Raw genomic sequence first — 21,573 nt, 5'->3', positions numbered from 1 at the left:
GGGCAGTGAAAGTGAACGGGTGGGGAGGCGTTTGGGTGGGGTAGACATCTACATTCAGACAGGCCGCCCCCATCGTCGAATCTTTACCGTCATCTTGCACCGGGGGGCGGCACCATCCTCTTCGTGTCCATCTCTCTCTGCCTTCCCGACCCTATCTTCATCCCGGGGGTTCCGGGGGCAGAGCCCCCGGCGAAACAACGAGGGAAGGCGTCACGATCAAGAACATGCCGTCCCCTCGTCATCGGATCTGTTCTGTCATCTCACACCGGGGGGTTGCACCCCCCGGACCCCCCACGACAAAGATAGGGTGGGGGACGGCACGCTCCTCCCTCTCCATGGTCATTGATGGTGCCTTCCTGCCCCTATCGCCATCCGGGGGGTTCTGGGGGCAGAGCCCCCGACCCGAGTGAAGGGAAGGCACATCACTTGAGGATTTTTTCCACAGATTGAATTCACGGTCGCATGCTCCCGAGGTGCCTTTATGCCCGGAGGGTCCAAGAGTTGAGAAGATGGAGACACGAACGACCAGGGAACGTGCATGCCGGTTCGCCGCCGGGATTGCGGCGGCCCTCGGGGTGAGAGAGGAGCAGGTGGCAGGGACGGCGGCGCTCCTCGCGGGCGGTGCGACGGTCCCCTTCATCGCGAGGTACCGGAAGGAGGCGACCGGCTGCCTGGACGAGGTGGCCGTCGCGGCGGTCAGGGACCGTCTTGCGGCGATGGAGCGGCTCGAAGACCGGAGGGAGACGGTGCTCGCGTCCCTTCGGGAGCAGGGCGTGCTCACCCCTGACCTGACGGTGCGGGTGATGGGGGCGGAGAGTCTGGCCGTCCTCGAAGATCTCTATCTTCCGTTCAGGCCCGGACGCCGGACCCGCGCCTCGGCGGCGCGTGAACTGGGGCTTGCCCCCCTGGCCGCAACCCTGCTCGGGGGCGAGTGCGCCGATCCGCTCGCCGCGGCGCAGAGGTATGTCAGGCCCGACGGTCCGGCCGACGCCGCAGCGGCGCTTGCCGGCGCGAGCGACATCATCGCCGCCACCGTCTCGGAGGACGCCGCCGTCAGGGCGTCGATGCGTCGGCTCTTCATGGAGGCGGGGGTGCTCACGGTGCGGGCGGCCCGCGGGAAGGATCTCGCCGCCACCCCGTACGCCGACTATGCAGGATATACCGGGCGGCTCGGGGCGATGCCAGGCCACCGTGTCCATGCGGTGCTGCGCGGGGCGCGGGAAGGGCTGCTCTCGCTCACCGTCGCCCCGCCTGAGAGACGGGCGCTCGGCCTGATAGGGAAGCGGGGCCGCGGGCAGGCGGGAGAGGTGGTGGCCGCGGCGGTGCAGGACGGGTACCGCCGCCTCCTTGCCCCGGCGATGGAGCGCGAGAGCCTCGCGGCCGCAAAAGCGCGGGCCGACGAGGAGGCGGTGCAGGTCTTTGCCGCCAACCTCAGACGCCTCCTCCTCGCGCCCCCGCTCGGGAGAAAGATCGTGCTCGCCGTCGATCCGGGCTTCGCGGCCGGGTGCAAGGTCGCCTGCCTGGACCGCCAGGGAAAGCTCCTCCACGCCACGGTCGTCCGCCCGCTCCCCCCGCACCGGCAGGAGGAGAAGTCCGGGGCGGTGCTCGCCGACCTCTGCCGGCGGTACGGCGTCGAGGTGGTCGCCGTCGGGAACGGCCACGGCGGCCGGGAGGCGCGGGCCTTCCTCCAGACCCTCGGCCTGGAGGTGCCAGTGGTCACGGTGAGCGAGTGCGGGGCCTCGGTCTACTCGGCCTCGGCCGAGGCCCGCCGGGAGTTTCCCGACCTCGACCTCACCCTCAGGAGCGCAGTCTCCATCGGCCGGCGTCTCCAGGACCCGCTCGCCGAACTGGTGAAGATCGACCCGCAGGCCCTGGGCGTCGGGCAGTACCAGCACGATGTGGACGGCCGACTCCTGGCCGCGGCCCTCGACGACACGGTGGTCAGCGCCGTTAATGCCGTCGGCGTGGAGGTGAACACGGCGAGCGCCCCCCTCCTCGCGAGGGTCTCCGGGATCGGGTCCAGGCAGGCCGGACGGATCGTCGGTTTCAGGGAGGAGCACGGGCCCTTCGGTTCACGGCAGTCCCTCCTCGAAGTGCCCGGCATCGGGCCAAAGACCTTCGAGCAGGCGGCCGGGTTTCTCAGGGTCGTCGGCGGCGCCGACCCACTGGACGCCACCGCCGTCCACCCGATGCACGCTCCGGCCGTCAGGGCGATGGCAGACGACCTCAGGGTCGGGGTCGGCGACCTCGTCGGCAACCCGGCCCTCCTCGGGCAGGTTGAACCGGAACGCTATGTGCACGGCGCCGTCGGCCTCCCGACAGTGCAAGACATCTGCGCCGAACTCGCCGCGCCTGGCCGCGACCCGCGACCGCCCTTTGACCTGAGCGCCTACGAGGGTGCCCCGGCCTCCATCGACGACCTCGCACCCGGCATGGCCCTCCAGGGCACTGTGACCAACGTGACGGCCTTCGGGGCCTTCGTGGACATCGGGGTCGGGACCGACGGCCTGGTCCACGTGAGCGAACTCGCCGACGCCTATGTCGCCCGGCCCCTCGACGTCGTCGGGGTGCACGACCGCGTCGCGGTCACCGTCCTCTCGGTGGACCTGACCCGCCGGCGGATCGCCCTCTCGATGCGGGAGAGTCGGCGAGGATGAGCGGTCTCCCGCCGGTCGTCGGGCCGGCGCCGGTCATTCTGGTGCTCGGGAGTTTCCCGAGCGTCTTCTCGCTGCGCGTTCGCGAGTATTACGGCAACCCGCGCAACGGGTTCTGGCGGGTGATGGAGGCGCTCTTCGGGGTGCCGGCCGACCGCCCCTATGCCGAACGGCTGGAAGGACTGAAGGCGGCCGGCGTCGCGCTCTGGGACGTCGTCGGGGCGTGCACGCGGGACGGGAGCAGCGACGCCTCGATCAGAGAGGTGGCGGCAAACGACATCCCCGGCTTCCTCGACCGCCACCCGACCGTCTGCATCGTCGCCCTCAACGGCCGGGCGGCGGAACACTGGCTGCGGCGTGTCCACCCCGCGGTCCTGGAGCGCCCCGGTGTGCGGGTGCTCGCCCTCCCATCGACCAGTCCGGCGAACGCCCGCCTCACCCTGGAGGAGAAGATCGAGGCCTGGCAGGCGGTGGCGCGGACCGGCGAGAAAGTTTAAGTCTGACCCGGCCCACGAGGGGTGAGCGCCATGCGATGGTCCGGAGTCGCCCTTGCCGGCGGGATCGCCGCCCTCTTCATCGTCGTCAGCCTCAGGGCCGTCATGCAGGGTGGCCCTCCGCTCGGGCTCGCCATCCGCCTCGTCGCCCTCAACGGCGTCCTCGCCCTCTCGATCGCGGCGGCGATGACCCCCTTCCTCGCCGGGATCAGGGCGGTCTTCGGCCGCCCCTTCCTCGCCGTCCACCACCTCTTTGCCACCATCGGCCTCGCCGCCGCCATTCTCCACCCGGCGCTCGTCGCCTTCAGGGCCGGCGACCTCTCGGTCCTCCTCCCCTCCTTCGCCTCGTGGACCCTCTTCTGGACCTATGGCGGGCGGGTGGCCCTCATCCTCATCCCCATCGCCCTAGCGGCCGTCCTCCTCAGGAGGCGCTATCCCGATTCATGGCGGCCGTTTCATATGCTGATGTACGCCGCTCTCTTTCTCATCGTTGTTCATGCGAACCTCATCGGCACCGACTTTGGCGATCCGATCGTCAGGGTGGTGGTGAATGGTGCCTTTGTTGGGGTGTTGGGGGGGTTTGTGGTGAAGCGATGGGGGAGGAGAAAAAAGTTAGATTAATAATATAATAAGTATCCCAAGAATTATTAAAGCCAAAATCGTAATTACTGTTTTAATCTCTTTTATTATGGTATCACCTCCTTGATATTTTTCCCAGTGGAATATGGTGAAGCAGAATGTGATCAGCGGATCTAGAAATCTTTAGCAATAACTGCTCTAAGAGGATTAATAGGATATCCTGAAGTTACTGATTATTTCCAACGGGTATGATATATAATGTACTTGGCCCATATAATGGCGTTATAACTAAACATAATATATATTTTACAGTATAGTTCAGATGCCCCTTTTTAATGTCACTATATCTTGAATTAAATCCATGATGTTGAAATGAGCCTATTATTTGGCTCTGTAAAAATCATCGTGATGGTTCTCTTCGCCGGGGGCGGCAAGCCTCTCTTCATGATCAGTCGCGGTGCCTTCCCGGCCCTATCGCCATCCCGGGGGTCCGGGGGCGGAGCCCCCGGTGCGAAGATAAAGGGGAAGGCACGTCGATCGATCAGGTGGGCCGTTCTCACTTCGTAGAATTTTTCTGCCGTCTCGCGCCGGGGGTTGCACCCCCGGACCCCGCCGGAGCGAGGATAGGGCGGGGGCGGCAATGACGCGAGAGTGGACTCTCAGAGGCGCCACGATAAAACCCGAAAAAATGCTTCGCCCTCTTTTCTGTCTGGAGCAACGTGCCTTCGACACTAAAATATGAGACGGCGGCTGATCCTGAAAAAAATTATTCCGGTCGCTCATCAATCCCGGCAAACGGGTCCAGCAACGCCCCGACCGGCACCCCCCGCAGGGCCACCGCCGCCAGGGCGCCGACGACCCCGCGCCCACCCCTGAGGAGGATGCCGCTCCCGGCCGCGAGGCCCCACGCCTCGTCAGGGGTGACCCGCTCTTTGCGTGCCCGCACCCCAAAGTCCCGGAGGTCGGGCAGGAGCCTGAACCCCTCCCGCACCGCGATCCCCCACTCAGGGGAGAGCGCCTCGGCCGAGACAAAACGGACCGCCCGCTCGGTGACCTCCTCGACCCTGCCAGGCTCCACCGCGAGTTCGATATAACTGCACGAGTTCCCGGCCGTCCGCTCAGGCAGGTCTGGCTTGAGCATCGCCACCTGGTGACCGATCGGGATCACACCCTTGATCGTGCTCAGGTGCTGGAGGAGGGCCAGGGCCAGGGCGAAGGTCGCGCCCCCGCCCGGGGCGTCGGTATCGTCGACCCCGATCCCGAGATGGGCCAGGGCCCGCGTCCGCACCTCGCCCTCGATCGTCCGCCCGCGTTGCCGCGCCTCGACCCCGCAGACCCCCTCGGCCTCAGCCATCTGGTCGGTGAGCGAGTAAGCCGGGCCGCCAACGCACCGGATCTGTTGCACGACCTCGTCGCCCTCGCGCCTGATCCCGACCACCCCGACCGCCGGCAACGGGGCAAGCCCGATCTCGACCTCGTCGTGCTCGGAGATGACCCCGCACTCGCGCAGCAGCGTCCCGTCCCGCTGCACATGCACCAGCGGCCCGCCAGCAAGGGCATGATGATACGCGCAGAATGCCGCACACCCGCTACTCAGACATTCGTGATAGCACTCCACCAGGTCGCCGTCGACCGTCGTGAAGATCCGTCGGCACGCGCTTGCCGGCAGGGCCGAGGCCGCCGCATAGACCGCCGGGTGCCGCCCGCGCCGCTCCTCCTTCTGCACGATACACCCCTCTTCGAGGAGCCGGGTCACCCAGTCCTGGACCGTGCTTCGCGGGAGCATGCAGAGTTTCATCACCTCGGGAACCGTGAAGTGTCCCCGTTCCAGTGTTAGCCTGCGCATCACAGCGAGAAGTTCCCGCCGTCTCTCAATGACCCTCGACATGACACTGTTTGATAAAGAGCAGGTCGCCGATGACCGCACTTGCCGTCTCGACCGACCCCGCCCCCTTCCCGACCTCGGTGACCGCCCCGGCCAGGTCGGTGACCACCGTCACGGCGTTGAGGTTGTCGCGGACGACCAGCGGGTGCTTCTTCGGGAGGATCCTGGGGGAGACCCTGAGCACCCCCTTCTCAGGCACCACCTCGCCGATGAGCCTGATGGTGCAGTTTTTTCTCTCGGCAAGGGCAAGGGCCTCCACCGTCAGGAGGTCGATGCCCGTACAGTCGACATCGGCCAGGGTGGCACCATTCTTCCAGATCGTATTGGCCAGGATGACCAGTTTCAGGGCGGCGTCGATCCCCTTCACGTCGAAGGTCGGGTCGGCCTCGGCATACCCCATCTCCCGGGCCTCGTCGAGGGCCTGCTCGTAGGTCAACCCCTCGTCGGCCATCCTGGTGAGAATATAATTGCAGGTGCCGTTCATGACCCCATAGACGGCCTTGACCGTGTTCCCGGCAAGCCCGTGCTGGAGCGTCTGGATGATCGGGATAGCCCCGCAGACCGTCGCCTCGTACCGCAGTTGCACCCCGTGCTCCCTGGCGAGATTCATCAGTTCCCTGTATTTGAGGGCGATCGGCCCCTTGTTCGAGGTGACCACATGCTTCCCCATCGAGAGGGCCGTCCTGATCGCGGTGAGACCAGGTTCCCCGCTCTTGATATCAGTGGGGGTCACCTCCACCAGGATATCATACTCGCCGCGTGCCACGATCTCCATCGCCGAGATCGCCGGGTCGCCGCAGCGCCCGGTTGTCCTCTTCTGTTCCAGAGCGGCTGCAAGGTCGATGCCCTCAGGCTCGATCAGTCCACTCTTCGAGTCGGCAAGCCCGGTGACCGTCAGCCCGAGTCCTTTCTCGGCGATCACCGAGACGACGCCGCGGCCGACCGACCCCATGCCAAGGACCGCGACTCTCATGCGGCCTCCTCCATCGTCTCGACCATGAGCAGATTCTTCTCCCTGGCCACCGATCTGAGGGTCTCCATTGCGCGTTCCATACTCTCCTCATTGGTTGCAGATATCGTGAGAAGGGCCGAGGACCGCCGGTTGATGCCTGGCATGGTCACATGCATCTCCACCACCTCGGCAAACCCGGTCTGGTCGATCGACCCGACCGTGTCGGAGAGATCGGTGTGCATAATATGCCCGATCATAATGACGCTCCTCTTCATCAGGAGTTGTTCCTCGCCGATCCCCAGGATCGAGACACCCCGGTCCTTGAGAGTCCTGACAAGGTCGTCGAGACGCTCGTCGGTGATCTCAAGGACCACCTGGACGATACGCGTCTTCGGCCTCAGCGTCGGGTCCCACTCATGAATGACTGCCATGATGTTCCCGCCGACCTCAGAGATCGGCTGCAGGGCGTCTACCAGTTGCCCGGGAGCATCTTTCACCTCGATCTTCATGGAAACCTGCAACAAACCACCGTTCTAATATTTACATCCCGGCAAAATAAGCCTTCCATATGAGCGCCCACCAGGCGCTCATAAACTTATCCTATATAATTCAGATGAAAAATATATTTATAATCTTACTTCAAACGTAATGAACAACCAGAACAAAAGGTCCCTGCTCACTGTCAGAACACAAATATTACCTCGTTTTGGACGCCTTTCACAGGGGTTCAACAATGGGTCCTGATAGGGTTTAGCAGAACACCTGCATTGTCCGGGTACACCTGTAATGCACGTATCAATCGCGGGGATCTAGTTACCGCTCAGCGGAGGTTTTCATGAATCAGGAGATGGTAAAACCCAAACTCGTCATCAGATCATTGTATAAAATTTTCGGAAAACATCCCACCGATGCCTTCGCTCTGGTGAAAGAAGGACATTCCAAAGAGGATATCCTGGACAAAACCGGACAGACCATCGGTCTCAGGGACGTGAACCTCTCGATCCAAGAGGGTGAAATTTTTGTGGTCATGGGCCTCTCAGGCTCAGGCAAGTCTACTCTTCTCAGGTGTACAAACCGATTGATCAAACCGACCTCAGGAGAGGTTCTCATCGACGGCACCGACATCGCCTCGCTCGACGAGGACGCACTCAGGGACGTACGACGGAAGAAACTGGGCATGGTCTTCCAGAACTTTGCCCTCCTTCCGCACCGGAGCGTCATCGAGAATGTCGCCTTCGGACTGGAAGTCCAGGGGATGCCAGAGGAAGAACGGCTTGAAAAGGCAAAGAAGACCATCGAGATGGTCGGGCTTTCCGGATACGAGGAGAGCATACCTGACGCCCTCTCAGGCGGGATGAAGCAGCGGGTCGGTCTGGCCCGTGCACTTGCAAGCGACCCTGACATCCTCCTGATGGACGAGGCCTTCAGCGCCCTCGACCCCATTATCAGGACCGGGATGCAGGACGAACTCCTCGACCTCCAGAACGAACTGAACAAGACGATCATCTTCGTGACCCACGACCTCGACGAGGCCCTCAAACTCGGGGACCGGATCGCCCTGATGAAAGATGGGTCCGTCGTCCAGGTCGGCACGCCCGAGGAGATCCTCACCTCCCCGGCCGACGACTATGTGACAAGCTTTGTCGCCGGGGTCGACATGACCAAGGTGCTCACCGCCGAAGGCGTTATGAAAAACCCCGACCCGGTAGTCTCGATCGTCTCAGGTCCCAGGGTCGCCATGAAACTGATGGAAGACCACGGGATCTCGACGATCTTTGCGGTCGGGAAGGGGAAGACCTTCAGAGGCATGGTGACCGTTGAAGATGCGGTCGCCGCGGCACGAGCAAAGAAGACCAACATCGAGGATATTCTCATTACCGACACCCCGGTCACGGCCCCCGACACCCCGGTCCGTGACCTGATGGGGCTCGTGGCCACGACCCAGTACCCGGTCGCGGTCGTCGACGAGAACAACCGGCTCAGGGGAGTCATTGTCAGGGGGTCGCTCCTCGGGGCCCTTGACGTCACCGCCAGCGGTGAGGAGGAAGATGAAGAATGAACGGGTTTGAACTCCCCAAGATCCCGCTCGGCGACGCCGTCGAGGCCCTCGTCGAATGGATCGAGATCAATTTTGCCGTCGTCCTGGACTGGATCAGCGACGGGCTGGACTGGATCATCGAGGGGATGAAATATGTCCTTCTCATCCTCCCGGCCCCGGTCTTCATCGCCGTTGCGGCGGTGCTTATCTGGCTTGTCACCAAACGCGATACCAAACTCGCCATCGGTTCGGCGGTCGGGCTCTTGCTCATCTGGGACCTCCAACTCTGGTCCCTGGCGATGGAGACGCTTGCCCTGGTCCTGGCGTCCACACTCTTTGCGCTCATAATCGGGATCCCAACCGGGATCCTGGCAGCGCGTTCAGAGACCACCCACCGGCTCATCAAGCCATGCCTTGACTTCATGCAGACGATGCCGGCCTTCGTGTATCTCATCCCGGCCGTGGTCTTCTTCGGCCTCGGGAATGTACCAGGCATGATCGCCACCGTCATCTTTGCGATGCCGCCGGTGGTCAGGCTCACGGCCCTCGGGATCCAGCAGGTGCCCAGGGAACTGATCGAACTTGCCGACGCCTTTGGTACGACCGAGAGACAGAAACTGATCAAGGTGCAGCTGCCGGTCGCCCTGCCGACGATCATGGCGGGCATCAACCAGGGCATCATGATGGCCCTCTCGATGGTGGTCATCGCCGCCATGATCGGGGCCCAGGGTCTCGGCTACAAGGTGCTCGAGGGAATCCAGCGTCTCGACATCGGCCTCGGGTTCGAAGGCGGGCTTGCGATCGTGATCATCGCGATCATCCTCGACCGGGTGACCCAGAGCCTCGCCCCCAAACGTACTGAACAATAATTATCAGTGATTATCATGAAACAGAACAGCAGAATCGGATTCATCCTCTGCGGCCTCCTTGCCGTGGCACTCGTCCTCAGCGCCGGGTGCACCGGCAGCGGCGGAGACGCACAACCATCAGAACAGAAATCGATCTCCATCGGGTATGTCCTCTGGGACTCCGAGATCGCGAGCACCAACGTGGTCAAGCAGGTCTTCGAGAAGGCCGGATATGACGTCACCATCACGGCCGTCGACGCTGCGCCGCTCTACCAGGCCATCGTCAGCGGCGACGTGGACTGCACCGTCTCCGCCTGGCTCCCCAGGACCCAGAAGGTCTACATGGACGAGTACGGGGACCAGCTCGACTTTGTCAGGAAAAACCTTGAAGGCGCCAAGATCGGCCTGGTCGTCCCGACCTATGTGACCATCGACTCCATCGAAGAGATGAACGAGGTCAAGGACAAGTTCGACGGGAAGATCGTCGGCATCGACGCCGGTGCCGGGGTCGTTAATAATGCCGAGGACGCAATCGAGGAATACGACCTCGACTATGACCTTGTCTACAGTTCAAGCGCCGGCATGGCCTCAGCCCTGAAGAAGTCGGTCGACCGGGCCGAATGGGTCGTGGTCACCGGGTGGACCCCACACTGGAAGTTCTCCCGCTGGGACCTGAAGTACCTTGAGGACCCGAAAGGCGTCTTTGGCGGCGAGGAGTATCTCGGCACGCTTGCACGTCCTGGCCTTGCCGAGGACGACCCCGAGGCCTACGCGATCCTCGAACGCTTCTACTGGACTCCTGAAGACATGGAGTCGGTGATGCTCGATATCGAGGAGGGCATGTCCCATGAGGACGCCGCAAAGAAGTGGATCGACGCCCACCCAGACCAGGTCGACGCCTGGCTCGGGAAGGCGTAACTGTCTTCCTTTTTCTTTTTTTGATGAAGGTCCGGACCATCGCCTATTACACATCGACGACACGCAACGACGATATCGGACATCTCTTTCCCTGAGAACTCTGCACTGCAAGAGACCGGCGAATTGTTCCCGACCGGATGAACCTGAGCCATGGCGCTCAGTCGTACCGACCGACGAACACAATTTCTATCTTGATTGATGAACATGAGAAAAAGTTGCATAATTTTTGTTATCGGTCTCCTTGCCGTTGCCTGTGTCCTCATCACCGGGTGTACCGGCACCGGCGGAGACGTGAGTAGCGTCGAAAAAGAAGCGACCCTTGTCAGCACCCCCTACGGGACGGCGCAGTCGAGTGCCCATGTGCTCAAAGAGGTGCTTGAAGACGCCGGATATGCCATCACTATCAAGGAGGTGGATGTCGGGATCGCCTGGGCGGCCGTCGCCAGTGGCGATGTGGACTTCATCGTGGATGCATGGCTCCCGACCTGCCATGGAAATTATCTGGACAAGTACGAGGACAAGATCGATTTTGTACGCAAGAACCTCATCGGGACACGGTGCGGACTTGCCGTCCCCACGTATGTCCCCATCGACTCGATCGATGAACTGAACGGGGTCAGGGATAAATTCGACGGGACGATCATCGGCATCGAACCCGGCGCCGGGATCATGCAGGGGACCGACGAGGCGATCGAGGCGTACGGCCTTGAGTATACGCTCCAGTCTGGCAGCGAGGTGGGGATGCTTGCATCGTTGAAGTCTGCGATCGATCGGGACGAGTGGGTCGTGGTCACCGCATGGTCGCCGCACTGGAAGTTCATCAGGTGGGACCTGAAGTACCTTGAGGACCCGGAGAACGTGTACGGCGACGAGGAATACATCGCCACCTACGCCCGGCAGGGACTCAAAGACAAGATGCCCGACCTTTATGCGGTCCTGGAACGTTTCACCTGGACGCCCGAAGATATGGCCTCGGTGATGTATGACATGGAAGAGCACGGCATGACGCCTGAGGAGGCAGCAGAGAAGTGGGTACAGAGTCATCCCGACCAGGTCGAGGCCTGGACCGGCAGCAAAGCATAAAAAGATAGACAACCATTCTACTTTTTGGGTAAAAGTCCGGGCCATCGCCTCTCTCAACCATTATCTGAACAAATGGCATCGGACACGTAGCCAACATCTAGCATATTTCTTGGTGAAACGCCAGAGGGCAACCGGGGCGAAGAGTGCAACCACCGTTCAGCACCCCGGTCTGGCCCTGGACTTTAGCCCGCTCATACTGCATGAGCGTGATCTTGCAGTGCTGTGTGATTGAATGAAACATATCAAAGGTCTTGTATACCTCTTTATCGGCTTCCTTGTTGTTGCATCGGCTTTCACTGCCGGATGCACAGGTGAAGGTGCACAGTCTTCCGAACAGAAGTCGATCTCTATTGGATACGTCCTCTGGGACTCTGAGATCGCAAGCACCAACGTGATCAAGCAGGTCTTTGAGAAAGCAGGCTATGATGTCACCATCACTGCTATCGACGCTGCCCCTCTCTTCGAGGGACTGGCACAGGGAAGCATCGACTGTTCGGTCTCAGGATGGCTCCCGGTGACGCAGAAGACGTACTGGGACAAGTACGGCGACCAGATCGACCTGGTCAGAAAGAACCTCGAAGGCGGGGCGCTCATCGGACTGGTCGTCCCGACCTATGTGACCATCGACTCGGTGGAAGACCTCAACGACCCGGCCGTCAAAGAGAAGTTCGGCGGCAAGATCTATGGGATCGACCCAGGTTCAGGGACCATGCATACGGCCGAGAAATTGATCGAAGCCTATGGCCTGGACTATGAACTGGTCCCGAGTTCCACTGCCGGGATGGTCAGCGCCCTGAAGAGAGGGGTCGACCGCGACGAATGGGTCGTGGTCACGGGATGGGTGCCGCACTGGAAGTTCGCACGCTGGGACCTGAAGTTCCTGGACGAACCCCAGGACGTCTTTGGGAAGGACGAGTATATCGCCACCTTTGCACGTCCTGGCCTGGCCGAGGACGACCCCGAGGCCTACGCGATCCTCGAACGGTTCCACTGGACTGCCGAGGATATGAACACCGTGATGCTTGATATCGAAGATGGCATGAAGGCCGAAGATGCGGCGGCGAAGTGGGTCGAGGCCCATCCTGAGCAGGTCGATGCCTGGCTCGGGAAGACGGCATGAGAATATAAAACTATAATAATACTGACTTCCTTTTTTTCAGGTGTAGGCCCGGTCCAATTGTCTGCGCCACCAGATGTTCGGGCAGCGTCAGTATCGGACACGCTGTAGTGAAACGATTTTTCTGCTCATTCCCCTGGGGTGATGAGCATAGTGACAGTCATGGAGGGGCTGATGAATCGCGCTCGACCAGAGGGGCAGCGCCCCCTGCCGGAGACGGTATGAAAAAGATGCTGGAATGATGTGTATGATGCAATCTAAAATATGTACATATATCCTTGTCGCTCTCCTGACCGTTGCATGTCTCTTCGCCGCCGGGTGTACCGGCGACGATGGCTCTCCCCCTGACGGGACCACAGAACCGAAGTCGATCTCCATCGGGTATGTCCTCTGGGACTCTGAGATCGCAAGCACCAACGTGATCAAGCAGGTCTTCGAGGAAGCAGGGTATGATGTCACGCTCATCGCGGTCGATGCCGCCCCCCTCTACCAGGGACTTGCAAAAGGCGAATTCGATTTCACCGTCTCGTCGTGGCTGCCACGAACCCACCAGGCCTATATGGAGGAGTTCGGGGACCAGGTCGATGAGGTCGCCATCAACATGAACGGCACCAGGATCGGACTGGTCGTCCCGGCCTACGTGACCATCGACTCGATCGAGGAGATGAACGGAGTCAGGGACCAGTTCGACGGGAAGATCATCGGCATCGAACCTGGTGCCGGGATCATGGCGGCGACCGAGGAGGCGATCGAGGACTACGACCTCGAGTATACTCTGGTCTCCAGTTCGAGTGCCGGCATGGCCTCGGCTCTCAGGAAGGCAGTGCAGAACGAGGACTGGATCGTGGTCACCGGGTGGACCCCGCACTGGAAGTTCGCACGCTGGGACCTGAAGTACCTTGAGGACCCGAAGGGGATCTATGGCGGGGAGGAACATGTCGCCACCCTTGCACGCCAGGGCCTGGCAGAGGACGATCCCGAGGCCTACGCGATCCTCCAGCGCTTCCACTGGACCCCTGAGGACATGGAGTCGGTGATGCTTGATATCGACGATGGGATGACAGAGACCGAGGCCGCAAACAAGTGGCTTGACGCCCACCCGGACCAGGTCGATGCCTGGCTTGGGAAGGCATAATACTACCAACCGCCCCTTTTTTCTGATGAAGGTCCGTATTATCACCTGCGGAAACCCCTATATGGGCAATGACGGCGTCGGCCATGCCGTGATGGAAGCGCTCTCTGCAGATCACCCTGAACTCGATATCATCGACGGGGGGCTTGGCGGGTTTGGGCTCATCCCCCTGATGGAGGGCTACGACCGTATCGTCATCGTCGATGCGACGACCGGGATGGGAACTCCCGGCGAGGTGCAGGTCTTCCACGAGGTGCCCCCCTCCTCGGTCTTCCCGATGTCTCTTCATGACCTCGGGATCGCCGAGACGCTCGCCCTTGCCCGCGAGGTCGGGGTGACCGCCGAGGTGGTCATCGTCGGGGTCGAGGGGGGGGAGATCGAGGCGTTCTCACGCGAGTTGACTCCTGAGGTGGAGGCGGCCGTCCCTGAGGCGTGCCGGCGGGTGCTCCAGATGGTGGAGGAGTAAGGGGGCGCAGGAGGGGCCTGTGATGGAGTGGCCAGCCCCACCACAGAATTTTTCCCATCATCTCGCGTCGGAAGGGTGCACCACCCCCCAGACCCTCCCCGCACGATTGGTCGGGAACGGCAACACCATCTTCAAGTTCAGGCCCTGTAGAAATCCTCAGGACAGTTTTCTTTGGCCGGGGGCGGCGAACTGAACACATCTCCCACCGATTCTTCTCTCTTCATATGGGAGATCAAGCGATGAAAAATTCTCATCCCCTCTGCATGAACTCCACCCGGGACCATGCCGGATTCTACAGAGCCAAAAAAAGAAAAATCGGCTCTGTAGAAATCCCTATAGATCTGCCAGAGTAGCCTTCAGATCACACGCCTTCCCACCTCAAATCGCGCCGGGGGTGCACCCCCGGACCCCCGCCACACGATTGGTCGAAGAACGTATTACCTTCTTCAAGAACGTTGAATGCGCCTTCCCGGTCCAATCTTCATCCCGGGGGATCCGGGGGCAGAGCCCCCGGCGCGGGGATGGGGGAAGGTGGAGGAGTTATGTTTACACCAAGAAGTGGTGAGGGGTTCTACAGAGCCAAAAAAAGAAAGATTTCAGATCAGGAAGTCCTGACCCTTTTTTACTTCTTGACCGAGCCAGGTGCGCCGGTGACGACCGGGATGGCCTCGGCGATCTCGGGCAGGAGTTCGACCGGGATGCCCATGACCATCTCGCCGTCCTCGATCCCTGAGAACTTCCTGGACCCGTCGCACCCAAGGGAGAAGTTCACCTTGCCGTTGAGGTAGGTCTGAGCGGCGGTGTCGGCGCAGACCGACTGGATGCCGGAGAAGTTTGCCTCGATCCTGCCGCCGAGTTTGTACAGCACGGCCTGGGCAAGTTTGAGCATTATCCTGGCCTCGGCCACGATGAGAACGACTGTCGGGGTGAAAGGCGTCTTCTCAAGTGGGGCATACATCGTGGCATAGGTCGTCCCCGACTCCAGGTGCGGGATGCTGTCGATGGTCCGCTTGCACGCCGCCCAGGTGTCGAACTTCCCGAGTTTGAAATAGAACTCGCCGCTCTTCAGGCTCGGGGTGAGTCCCTTGAGACCGAGGGCCCATGCACCGCCAGAGCACGAGTGCTTGTCGACAGGTGCATAGAAGATCTTCCCTTCCTTCCTGGCCATGCTGACCATCTGGCAGTGACGGGTGGTCTCGTCGAGCGCCGCGACGCCCTCAGGGATCTCTTCCTCTGTTCGTACGAACTTTACGGCGACCGGAGACCCAGAGAGACCAAGGGTTTCTTTCAGGCTCTCAGAGACTTTTTCATAATCGATTGTGGTTCTTATGTCATCCATTGAGATTGCCTCCACTCTCTACTCTAATTCAGAAGATAAAAAATGTCGCCATGGAGGTAAATCCGGGCTCAGAGAGAATGAAGTTTCTCGCGGACCTTCAGGAAGAAATTTTTCCCGGCATCGATGAAGACCGCCGGGTTTTCGGCTCGCCTGACCGTGAGTTCGACGCTGGTGCCGATAGGAACATTGCCGCGCCCGTCAAGCACAAGCTGGGCCGGCTTTGCGCTCTCCAACCTGATCTTCAGGTCCCGACTGCTGTCGATGAGGTGCGGGCGCGAGGAGAGCATGTAGGGTGCAAGCGGGACAAGGAGAAACCCATCGAATTTGGGGTCGACGATCGGGCCGCCGCCGCTCATCGCATAGGCCGTCGAACCGGTCGGGGTGGCAAGGACGAGACCGTCGGCCCTGAACTCCTCGACTGCCACCCCGTCGATGACGATGGTGAACTTGAGCATCTTGGCCGGCCTGGCAGTGACGACCACCGCCTCATTGAGAGCCTCGCCCAGATACTTGTCCCCGATGCTCAGGGCGATCCGCATCCGCAGTTCGAGGCGCATCCGCCTCTGGAGGTTGCGGAAGAACGCCGGCACCTCTGCGGACTCAAGTTCGGCGAGAAACCCGACATGCCCCTTGTTGATCCCGATCACCGGGATCTGCCGTCTCATCTTCTGGACGGCAAGGAGCACGGTCCCGTCCCCCCCGATCGCGACGACGATGTCGGCGTCGGTCTCGTCGAGCCACTCTGCTTCGTCCTCCCGACCCATGGCGATCGCCGTGCTCCCCTCGATGGCCACATGGTAGCCGTACGAGAGGAGGAGAGCTTCCACTTCAGCGGCATAGGCCAGTACCTCAGGAATGTCTATTCGCGATATCAGGAGTGTTTTCACGTATTTTACCTCAGATATTCGATGACTTTGTTGTGGATGACGCCGTTCGTGGCGATGAGACAGCGCCCCATACTCACCTCGTCAGGGAAGGTGATCGGGTGGCCGTCCAGGTCGGTGACCATACCCCCTGCCGCCTCGCAGAGGACGATCCCCGCAGCGGCGTCGGTGACCCGCAGGGTGTTCCTGACGTCCACGAACCCGTCGAGTCGCCCGCAGGCGACATAGGCCAGTTCAAGCGAAGAAGCACCAAGGAGCCGCCACCGCCGGATCTGCTGCCCGAGGGGGAGGACGGTGCTTGGGTCGAACTTCCGTCCATAGACCGAGAGGGCGCTGTCCTTGAGATAGGCGGTGTCTGAGACCTGGCATGGACGGCCGTCAACATATGCGCCCTTGCCTGTTTCTCCCCAGAAGGTCTCGTGTGTGCACAGGTCCCTGATAAACCCTTTTTTCAGAATGCCGTCCTCGCCGTAGCCGATCGAGAGGGTGTAGAAGGGGATCCCGTGCACCGCGTTGTAGGTCCCGTCGACAGGGTCGAGGTAGATCGTGCCCTTCTCTCCGCCGACTTCCATACTCCCGAGTTCCTCAGAGATGAGACGTTTGCAGACCGGTTCCTCCTGCAAAGCCGCCACGACGCAGTCCTCCGCGACCTGGTCGATCTTCTCGGTCGGGGTGCCGTCGGCACCCATCTTGATATATCGCCCACCTTCCGGCGTGCCTGCGATCTCCCTGACCGCCTCCTCCACTCTGTCGGCCAGGTGCCCGCACCATTGTATGAAGTCCATGGAAACGCTCGTGCGTTGTATTTATTTACTGCCTTTCAGATAAATTACTACTGCGAGCGTGAACTCGATGAAGGAACAAACTGAGACAGGAAAGTTAAAGGAAGGCAGGTACGTTGTGGTCGATGATGAACCCTGCAAGATTCTCTCGATCTCCACCTCCAAGCCTGGTAAGCACGGTGCGGCAAAGGCACGTATCGACGTGGTCGGGATCTTCGACGGGCAGAAGCGTTCCATTGTGCAGCCGGTATCGGCAAAGGTCTATGTGCCGATCGTCGAGCGCAAACTGGCGCAGGTCATCTCGGTCGCCGGCAGCACGGTGCAGTTGATGGACGTCAAGGACTTCGAGATGTTCGAGATCGACCTCGCTGAGGATCAGCTCGCCGGACTTGAAGCAGGGAAAGAGATCCCATACCTTGAGGCACTCGGTAAGCGGAAACTGGACCTCTGAGCCTGCCGCCCGGCCTTCGTGGCCGTGTGGCGCACCAGGGGTGCACACGCATGGAAGTATTCTTAAATAATCTTTTTGCGGACGCCGAGACCGAATATACCGATGCACGGTATGTGGTCTTCGGCGTGCCTTATGACGGCACGTCGTCGTATCGCGCGGGGTCGCGCGAGGCGCCGGGTGCAATCAGGGCCGTATCGTACAATTTCGAGACTTATATCCCGGGCATCGGCGTCGACCTCTGGGAGGTGCCGGTCATCGACCTCGGCGATATCGAACCGCTCTCCCTTCCCGACCTGGTGGTCGAGCAGGTGGAGGACACGGCGGCGATGATCGCGGCAGACGGGAAGGTTCCGATCATGATCGGCGGCGAGCATACGCTGACGCCGGGCGCGGTCAGGGCGATTAAGCCCCAGTGCTATGTCGTCTGCGACGCCCACCTGGACCTGCGCGACGAGTTTGGCGGGACACAGTGGAACCACGCCTGCGCGACCCACCGGGTGATGGACCTGGGGGTCGAGGACATCTTCGTTATCGGGGCCAGAAGCGGGCCTGCAGAGGAGTTCGAACTTGCCGGGGAGTCTGAGCATATCCACGTGTATTCTGCCGACGAGGTGCGGGAGCGGGGGATCGGTTCGGTGATCGAGGAGATACAGGCAGCGGTCGGGGACCGGAGCCTGTATCTCTCCATCGATGCCGACGCCGTCGACTGCTGTCTCACCCCAGGTCTTGGGACGCCTGAGCCCTTCGGGATCACCACCTGGGACCTGCGGAGCGTGGTGCGGGGCTTTGCCGCACAGGCGTCGGGCTTCGACTATGTCGAGGTCTGCCCGGTCGACGCCGGCCAGACTGCGGCCGTCGCCGCAAAATTGATCAGAGAGTTCATCGCCTGGAACTGGGCGGGGAAAGAGAAGGTCTAGGCCCTCTCTTCATTTCTTCAGTCGAGATAGTAGGAGAGGAAGAGTTCTTCTCCAGTATGGGCATCGATCCAGGCGCTCGCCGGGTCTGTCTCATAAGACCTGATAGAATCGTCTTCAAACTCGACCTTCCAGGCCAGAGAGATCTGCTCGCCTTCCCCCCGGTCATACCACCACAACTCGGTCGAGAGGACCTTCATCCCCTCAGACCCGCGCCTCTCTTCCATGGCGGCCGTCAGGATCTCGCCGGCCTCTGCGGCGGAGAGAGTCGGGGTCGGGTCGGGCTCGATCGTCTCGGGGAGATCCCAATAGATATGATATTTCAGAACTGTGCCGGTCTCTGGATCTATGGAGATCGTGACGCCGTCCAGGGAGGGGATCCCGTCGATCACCCGCGTATACGCGACGCGGTAGCGCCCGATATCACCGGCAAAGTGTGGGGGTTCGTACGACACTTCCGGGCCGGCGAGGGTGCTTGCAACCTCCTCGCCCTTCAGAGAATTCCCGGCGATCGCCCCTGCCTCCTCCATGCTGATGCCGGTATTCACCCCCGCACGATCCGCGATCTCGCCGTAGGCGTACACGACCTCTCCGGTTTTTGCGTCGATCCCGATCACGCCTGATCCCTGTTCTTTTGAGGAGACCTCAAACTCCCAGACCCGGGCGTCAGGTGCGTCGCCGACGAGGGTGCCCTGTATCGGCGTCTCTGCGGCGGGGACTGCGGCGTGTACGATCGCCGAGGCGGCGCTCTCGTTCATATCGGCCTGTACACTCACCTGGTTCTCTTCACCTGGGGAGAGGAGCACTGCGGCCCCCACCAGGACGCATCCTGTAAGGAGGGCGGCGACAAGAAGAGAGATCACATGGTACTGCCCCATCTTTTTCCGGGGTTTCTGTGAGGGTGCCATAGGTCGTTCACAGGTCCGGCTATGGTCTCCGGGGTATATGTGGGTTCTGTGTTGGCCGTGATCGTGTCGCGGGGCCGCGGGGAGAGCGCGGTGTCGGGCCGGTTTCACCGGCCCTCACAGGCGTGGAGATGCACCATATCTCAAAGTATCGTCCCCTGTAAATGCCCGGAGACACTCTCCTGAATTGTCCTGCACTTTCGGGTCTGCAGAGAGATCTCGCTTCACGCAGACCTGGAGCAGATCCCTTCAAACCGAAGTGCTTCTTTTCTGAAATTCTGGCCTTGTAGAAACCCTCACGTATCGCAGGGAGAATGTGTGTCCCCCGCCTTCCCACGGCCTTTCGACGGGGGCGACTGCCGCCCGAGACCCCCTGGATGAAGATAGCCAGGGGATCGCAACCCGTCTTCACGATCAATCACTCTGCCTTCCCGCCCCTATCGCCATCCCAGGGGTCCGGGGGGTGAACCTCCCGGCGCGGTGGCGTGGGAAGGCATGGTTGGGCAACGAAGAGGGGGAGGATTTCTACAGGACCCCCAGTTGGAACACTCGAACACTGAGGGCATACGCTCTTTCAAAAGAAGATCTCAGAAACGAAGTGCGAGGGGAGCGATTCGAACGCTCGAACTCCTACGAGATTAGGCCCTGAACCTAACGCCTTTGGCCTGGCTCGGCAACCCTCGCGTTATTACCTATTGTCGCTCCTCGAAAATAAAGATATTGGCCAGACGCCCTCGCCGACCCGGCATGGAGGCTGTGGTTCCCGGGCAGGGGAGGAGACAGGGGATATGCGGCCCGTGGACTACCAGGCCCCGCGCATATGTGGCTGCACACTCTCGTGGGTCCCTGGGTCTGTGGACCGGCGCTCTTGTTCTGGAGGAGCGATCTGATCATCACGCCTTCAAGAATCGGCACGGGTTTGCCATGAGCATATTCCAAAACTCTCTTGGAGTGAACATTTTTTCGAACTGAAGTGCATCCTTTCGGCTCTGTAGAAATCCTCTTGATGAATCTCTCTGGCGGGGGCGTGGCATGCCGCCCCCCGAACCTCCCGCACGAAGAGAGGCAACAGACAACATCTCGCCTTTCAGGATCTTTTTTCCAGCCTTCCCGTCCCTATCGTCATCCAGGGGATCCCGGGACACGCCTCCGGCGTGAGCCAGAGAGAGGGTATGGTGATGAAAAAAGAAGAGGTTCTGCAGGGCCAGAAAGTCATGGATTCTCGAACGGCGACCCCTCCCCACCAAAGAGAGGAAGCCTTTCTTCGGTTCATGCCTCTCTTCCCCTCCCCCCATCGAGGTGAAGACAGAAGAGCCCCCTGAGATCTCTCCTGACCCCGGCGACCCTGGAAGACCGTTGTCCACGCCCCCTGACCAATCAAGAGGAATCCTCGAAAGCCCGGGGGACGTCCCGGCGTTATTTCGGGACACGACCATTGAAACCGCGTCTGACGCGCCCGGGGGGTGATCCGGGCCACGGGATCTGTCAGATTATGCGCCAATACCCGGAGCACTCAACGTATCATAAAGATTTCCAGTTAGTATTATAGTGCGAGGGGATGCACACATAAATAATGGATGATTCAAGGTACGAGTCACTAAAGATCGAAAATATCGTTGCATCTGGTGTCATCGCGGATTCCATCGACCTGGGCGAGGTCTCCCAGAAAGTCGCAAACTGCGAACTGAACACCAAACGTTTCCCTGGCGCGGTCTACCGGATCACCGACCCGAAGATCGCCTCCCTGATCTTCTCGTCGGGCAAGGTGGTCCTGACCGGGATCAGGAAGAAGGAAGACCTCTATAAAGGCCTCAACATCATCGTCTCCTCGCTCAAAGAGGCGGGAGTCGACACCTACGACGAGCCCCAGGTCGGGATCACCAACATCGTCTGCTCGTACGATATCGGCAGGTACATCAACCTCAACAAGGTTGTCATCACCCTCAACCTCGAGAACATCGAGTACGAACCCGAGCAGTTCCCTGGACTTGTCTACCGGATCAAGGACCCAAAGATCGTGGCTCTCCTCTTCTCCTCAGGCAAGATCATCCTCACCGGCGGGAAGAACCTCGACGACATCAAGCGTGGCCTCGACTTCCTCGAGCAGAAGCTCGAGAGCATTATGTGAGGGG

General features: G+C 60.8%; 21 protein-coding genes and 1 tRNA gene. 13 read left to right on the top strand and 9 right to left on the bottom strand.

Features of this window, described 5'->3' with window-relative positions; translation table 11 throughout:
* Positions 1–509: 509 nt before the first annotated feature.
* From J2129_RS02150 to J2129_RS02140, 3 genes are read left to right on the top strand one after another with little or no spacing between them, the layout of a single operon-like run.
* Positions 510–2,657, top strand: coding sequence for a Tex-like N-terminal domain-containing protein (locus J2129_RS02150; RefSeq protein WP_209629214.1), 2,148 nt, complete (start codon positions 510–512; stop codon positions 2,655–2,657).
* On the top strand, positions 2,654–3,151 hold the full coding sequence (locus J2129_RS02145; protein ID WP_209629213.1) for a DNA-deoxyinosine glycosylase: 498 nt from the start codon (positions 2,654–2,656) through the stop codon (positions 3,149–3,151). Before J2129_RS02150 ends, J2129_RS02145 begins: the two co-directional genes overlap by 4 nt.
* A 30-nt stretch (positions 3,152–3,181) precedes the next feature.
* On the top strand, positions 3,182–3,769 hold the full coding sequence (locus tag J2129_RS02140; protein ID WP_209629212.1) for a hypothetical protein: 588 nt from the start codon (positions 3,182–3,184) through the stop codon (positions 3,767–3,769).
* A gap of 724 nt (positions 3,770–4,493) precedes the next feature.
* Here the strand turns inward: J2129_RS02140 and J2129_RS02135 are convergent.
* The 3 genes from J2129_RS02135 to J2129_RS02125 form a co-directional block, all read right to left on the bottom strand.
* Positions 4,494–5,513 carry a sugar-specific transcriptional regulator TrmB gene (locus tag J2129_RS02135; RefSeq protein WP_348632279.1) on the bottom strand — a complete coding sequence of 340 codons (1,020 nt, stop codon included), beginning with the start codon at positions 5,511–5,513 and terminating at the stop codon, positions 4,494–4,496.
* A gap of 85 nt (positions 5,514–5,598) precedes the next feature.
* Positions 5,599–6,585 (bottom strand): homoserine dehydrogenase, encoded by a 987-nt coding sequence (locus tag J2129_RS02130; RefSeq protein WP_209629210.1) that lies wholly within the window; start codon positions 6,583–6,585, stop codon positions 5,599–5,601.
* Positions 6,582–7,073 (bottom strand): amino acid-binding protein, encoded by a 492-nt coding sequence (locus tag J2129_RS02125; RefSeq protein WP_209629209.1) that lies wholly within the window; start codon positions 7,071–7,073, stop codon positions 6,582–6,584. The genes J2129_RS02130 and J2129_RS02125 overlap by 4 nt, the downstream gene beginning before the upstream one ends.
* 326 nt (positions 7,074–7,399) lie before the next feature.
* On the opposite strand from J2129_RS02125, the gene proV reads away from it, so the two are divergent.
* From proV to J2129_RS02090, 7 genes are all read left to right on the top strand, one after another.
* Positions 7,400–8,623 carry a glycine betaine/L-proline ABC transporter ATP-binding protein ProV gene (gene proV, locus J2129_RS02120; protein WP_209629208.1) on the top strand — a complete coding sequence of 408 codons (1,224 nt, stop codon included), beginning with the start codon at positions 7,400–7,402 and terminating at the stop codon, positions 8,621–8,623.
* Entirely contained in the window at positions 8,620–9,471 is an 852-nt protein-coding gene (locus J2129_RS02115) for a proline/glycine betaine ABC transporter permease (RefSeq protein WP_209629207.1), read from the top strand. The genes proV and J2129_RS02115 overlap by 4 nt, the downstream gene beginning before the upstream one ends.
* Before the next feature lie 15 nt (positions 9,472–9,486).
* Positions 9,487–10,368, top strand: coding sequence for a glycine betaine ABC transporter substrate-binding protein (locus J2129_RS02110; RefSeq protein WP_209629206.1), 882 nt, complete (start codon positions 9,487–9,489; stop codon positions 10,366–10,368).
* A gap of 204 nt (positions 10,369–10,572) precedes the next feature.
* Positions 10,573–11,451, top strand: a complete 879-nt coding sequence (locus J2129_RS02105) for a glycine betaine ABC transporter substrate-binding protein (protein ID WP_209629203.1) — start codon at positions 10,573–10,575, stop codon at positions 11,449–11,451.
* A 232-nt stretch (positions 11,452–11,683) separates the two neighbouring features.
* On the top strand, positions 11,684–12,571 hold the full coding sequence (locus J2129_RS02100) for a glycine betaine ABC transporter substrate-binding protein (protein WP_209629201.1): 888 nt from the start codon (positions 11,684–11,686) through the stop codon (positions 12,569–12,571).
* Positions 12,572–12,815: 244 nt separating this feature from the next.
* Positions 12,816–13,703: a glycine betaine ABC transporter substrate-binding protein gene (locus J2129_RS02095; protein WP_348632278.1), complete on the top strand. Its 888-nt coding sequence runs from the start codon at positions 12,816–12,818 to the stop codon at positions 13,701–13,703.
* A 25-nt stretch (positions 13,704–13,728) separates the two neighbouring features.
* On the top strand, positions 13,729–14,166 hold the full coding sequence (locus J2129_RS02090) for a hydrogenase maturation protease (protein ID WP_209629198.1): 438 nt from the start codon (positions 13,729–13,731) through the stop codon (positions 14,164–14,166).
* A 622-nt stretch (positions 14,167–14,788) separates the two neighbouring features.
* Here J2129_RS02090 and J2129_RS02085 read toward each other — a convergent pair.
* The 3 genes from J2129_RS02085 to J2129_RS02075 all read right to left on the bottom strand — a co-directional run bounded on the left by J2129_RS02085 (position 14,789) and on the right by J2129_RS02075 (position 17,174).
* The gene (locus tag J2129_RS02085) at positions 14,789–15,505 is read right to left on the bottom strand and encodes a DUF169 domain-containing protein (protein WP_209629196.1); all 717 of its coding nucleotides are present in this window, start codon (positions 15,503–15,505) and stop codon (positions 14,789–14,791) included.
* Positions 15,506–15,573: 68 nt separating this feature from the next.
* Positions 15,574–16,392 (bottom strand): NAD(+)/NADH kinase, encoded by an 819-nt coding sequence (locus J2129_RS02080; RefSeq protein ID WP_209629193.1) that lies wholly within the window; start codon positions 16,390–16,392, stop codon positions 15,574–15,576.
* 5 nt (positions 16,393–16,397) lie between these two features.
* The gene (locus tag J2129_RS02075; RefSeq protein WP_209629191.1) at positions 16,398–17,174 is read right to left on the bottom strand and encodes a bifunctional fructose-bisphosphatase/inositol-phosphate phosphatase; all 777 of its coding nucleotides are present in this window, start codon (positions 17,172–17,174) and stop codon (positions 16,398–16,400) included.
* Positions 17,175–17,241: 67 nt separating this feature from the next.
* Here J2129_RS02075 and J2129_RS02070 point away from each other — a divergent pair, with 67 nt between their 5' ends.
* Entirely contained in the window at positions 17,242–17,622 is a 381-nt protein-coding gene (locus J2129_RS02070) for a translation initiation factor IF-5A (RefSeq protein WP_209629169.1), read from the top strand.
* Positions 17,623–17,672: 50 nt separating this feature from the next.
* Positions 17,673–18,539: an agmatinase gene (speB, locus tag J2129_RS02065; RefSeq protein WP_209629167.1), complete on the top strand. Its 867-nt coding sequence runs from the start codon at positions 17,673–17,675 to the stop codon at positions 18,537–18,539.
* A 17-nt stretch (positions 18,540–18,556) separates the two neighbouring features.
* On the opposite strand, the gene J2129_RS02060 is transcribed toward speB, so the two are convergent.
* From J2129_RS02060 to J2129_RS02050, 3 genes are all read right to left on the bottom strand, one after another.
* Positions 18,557–19,414, bottom strand: coding sequence for a PepSY domain-containing protein (locus J2129_RS02060; protein WP_209629165.1), 858 nt, complete (start codon positions 19,412–19,414; stop codon positions 18,557–18,559).
* A gap of 626 nt (positions 19,415–20,040) precedes the next feature.
* Positions 20,041–20,125, bottom strand: a tRNA-Leu gene (locus J2129_RS02055).
* Between the two features lie 209 nt (positions 20,126–20,334).
* A complete protein-coding gene (locus J2129_RS02050; protein ID WP_209629163.1) occupies positions 20,335–20,805 on the bottom strand; it encodes a hypothetical protein in 471 nt (156 codons plus the stop codon).
* 209 nt (positions 20,806–21,014) lie between these two features.
* On the opposite strand from J2129_RS02050, the gene J2129_RS02045 reads away from it, so the two are divergent.
* Positions 21,015–21,569, top strand: coding sequence for a TATA-box-binding protein (locus J2129_RS02045; protein WP_209629161.1), 555 nt, complete (start codon positions 21,015–21,017; stop codon positions 21,567–21,569).
* Positions 21,570–21,573: the final 4 nt, after the last annotated feature.

This window comes from Methanofollis sp. W23 (assembly GCF_017875325.1).
GTDB lineage: Archaea > Halobacteriota > Methanomicrobia > Methanomicrobiales > Methanofollaceae > Methanofollis.
This window is presented reverse-complemented; position numbering and strand designations above follow the sequence as displayed.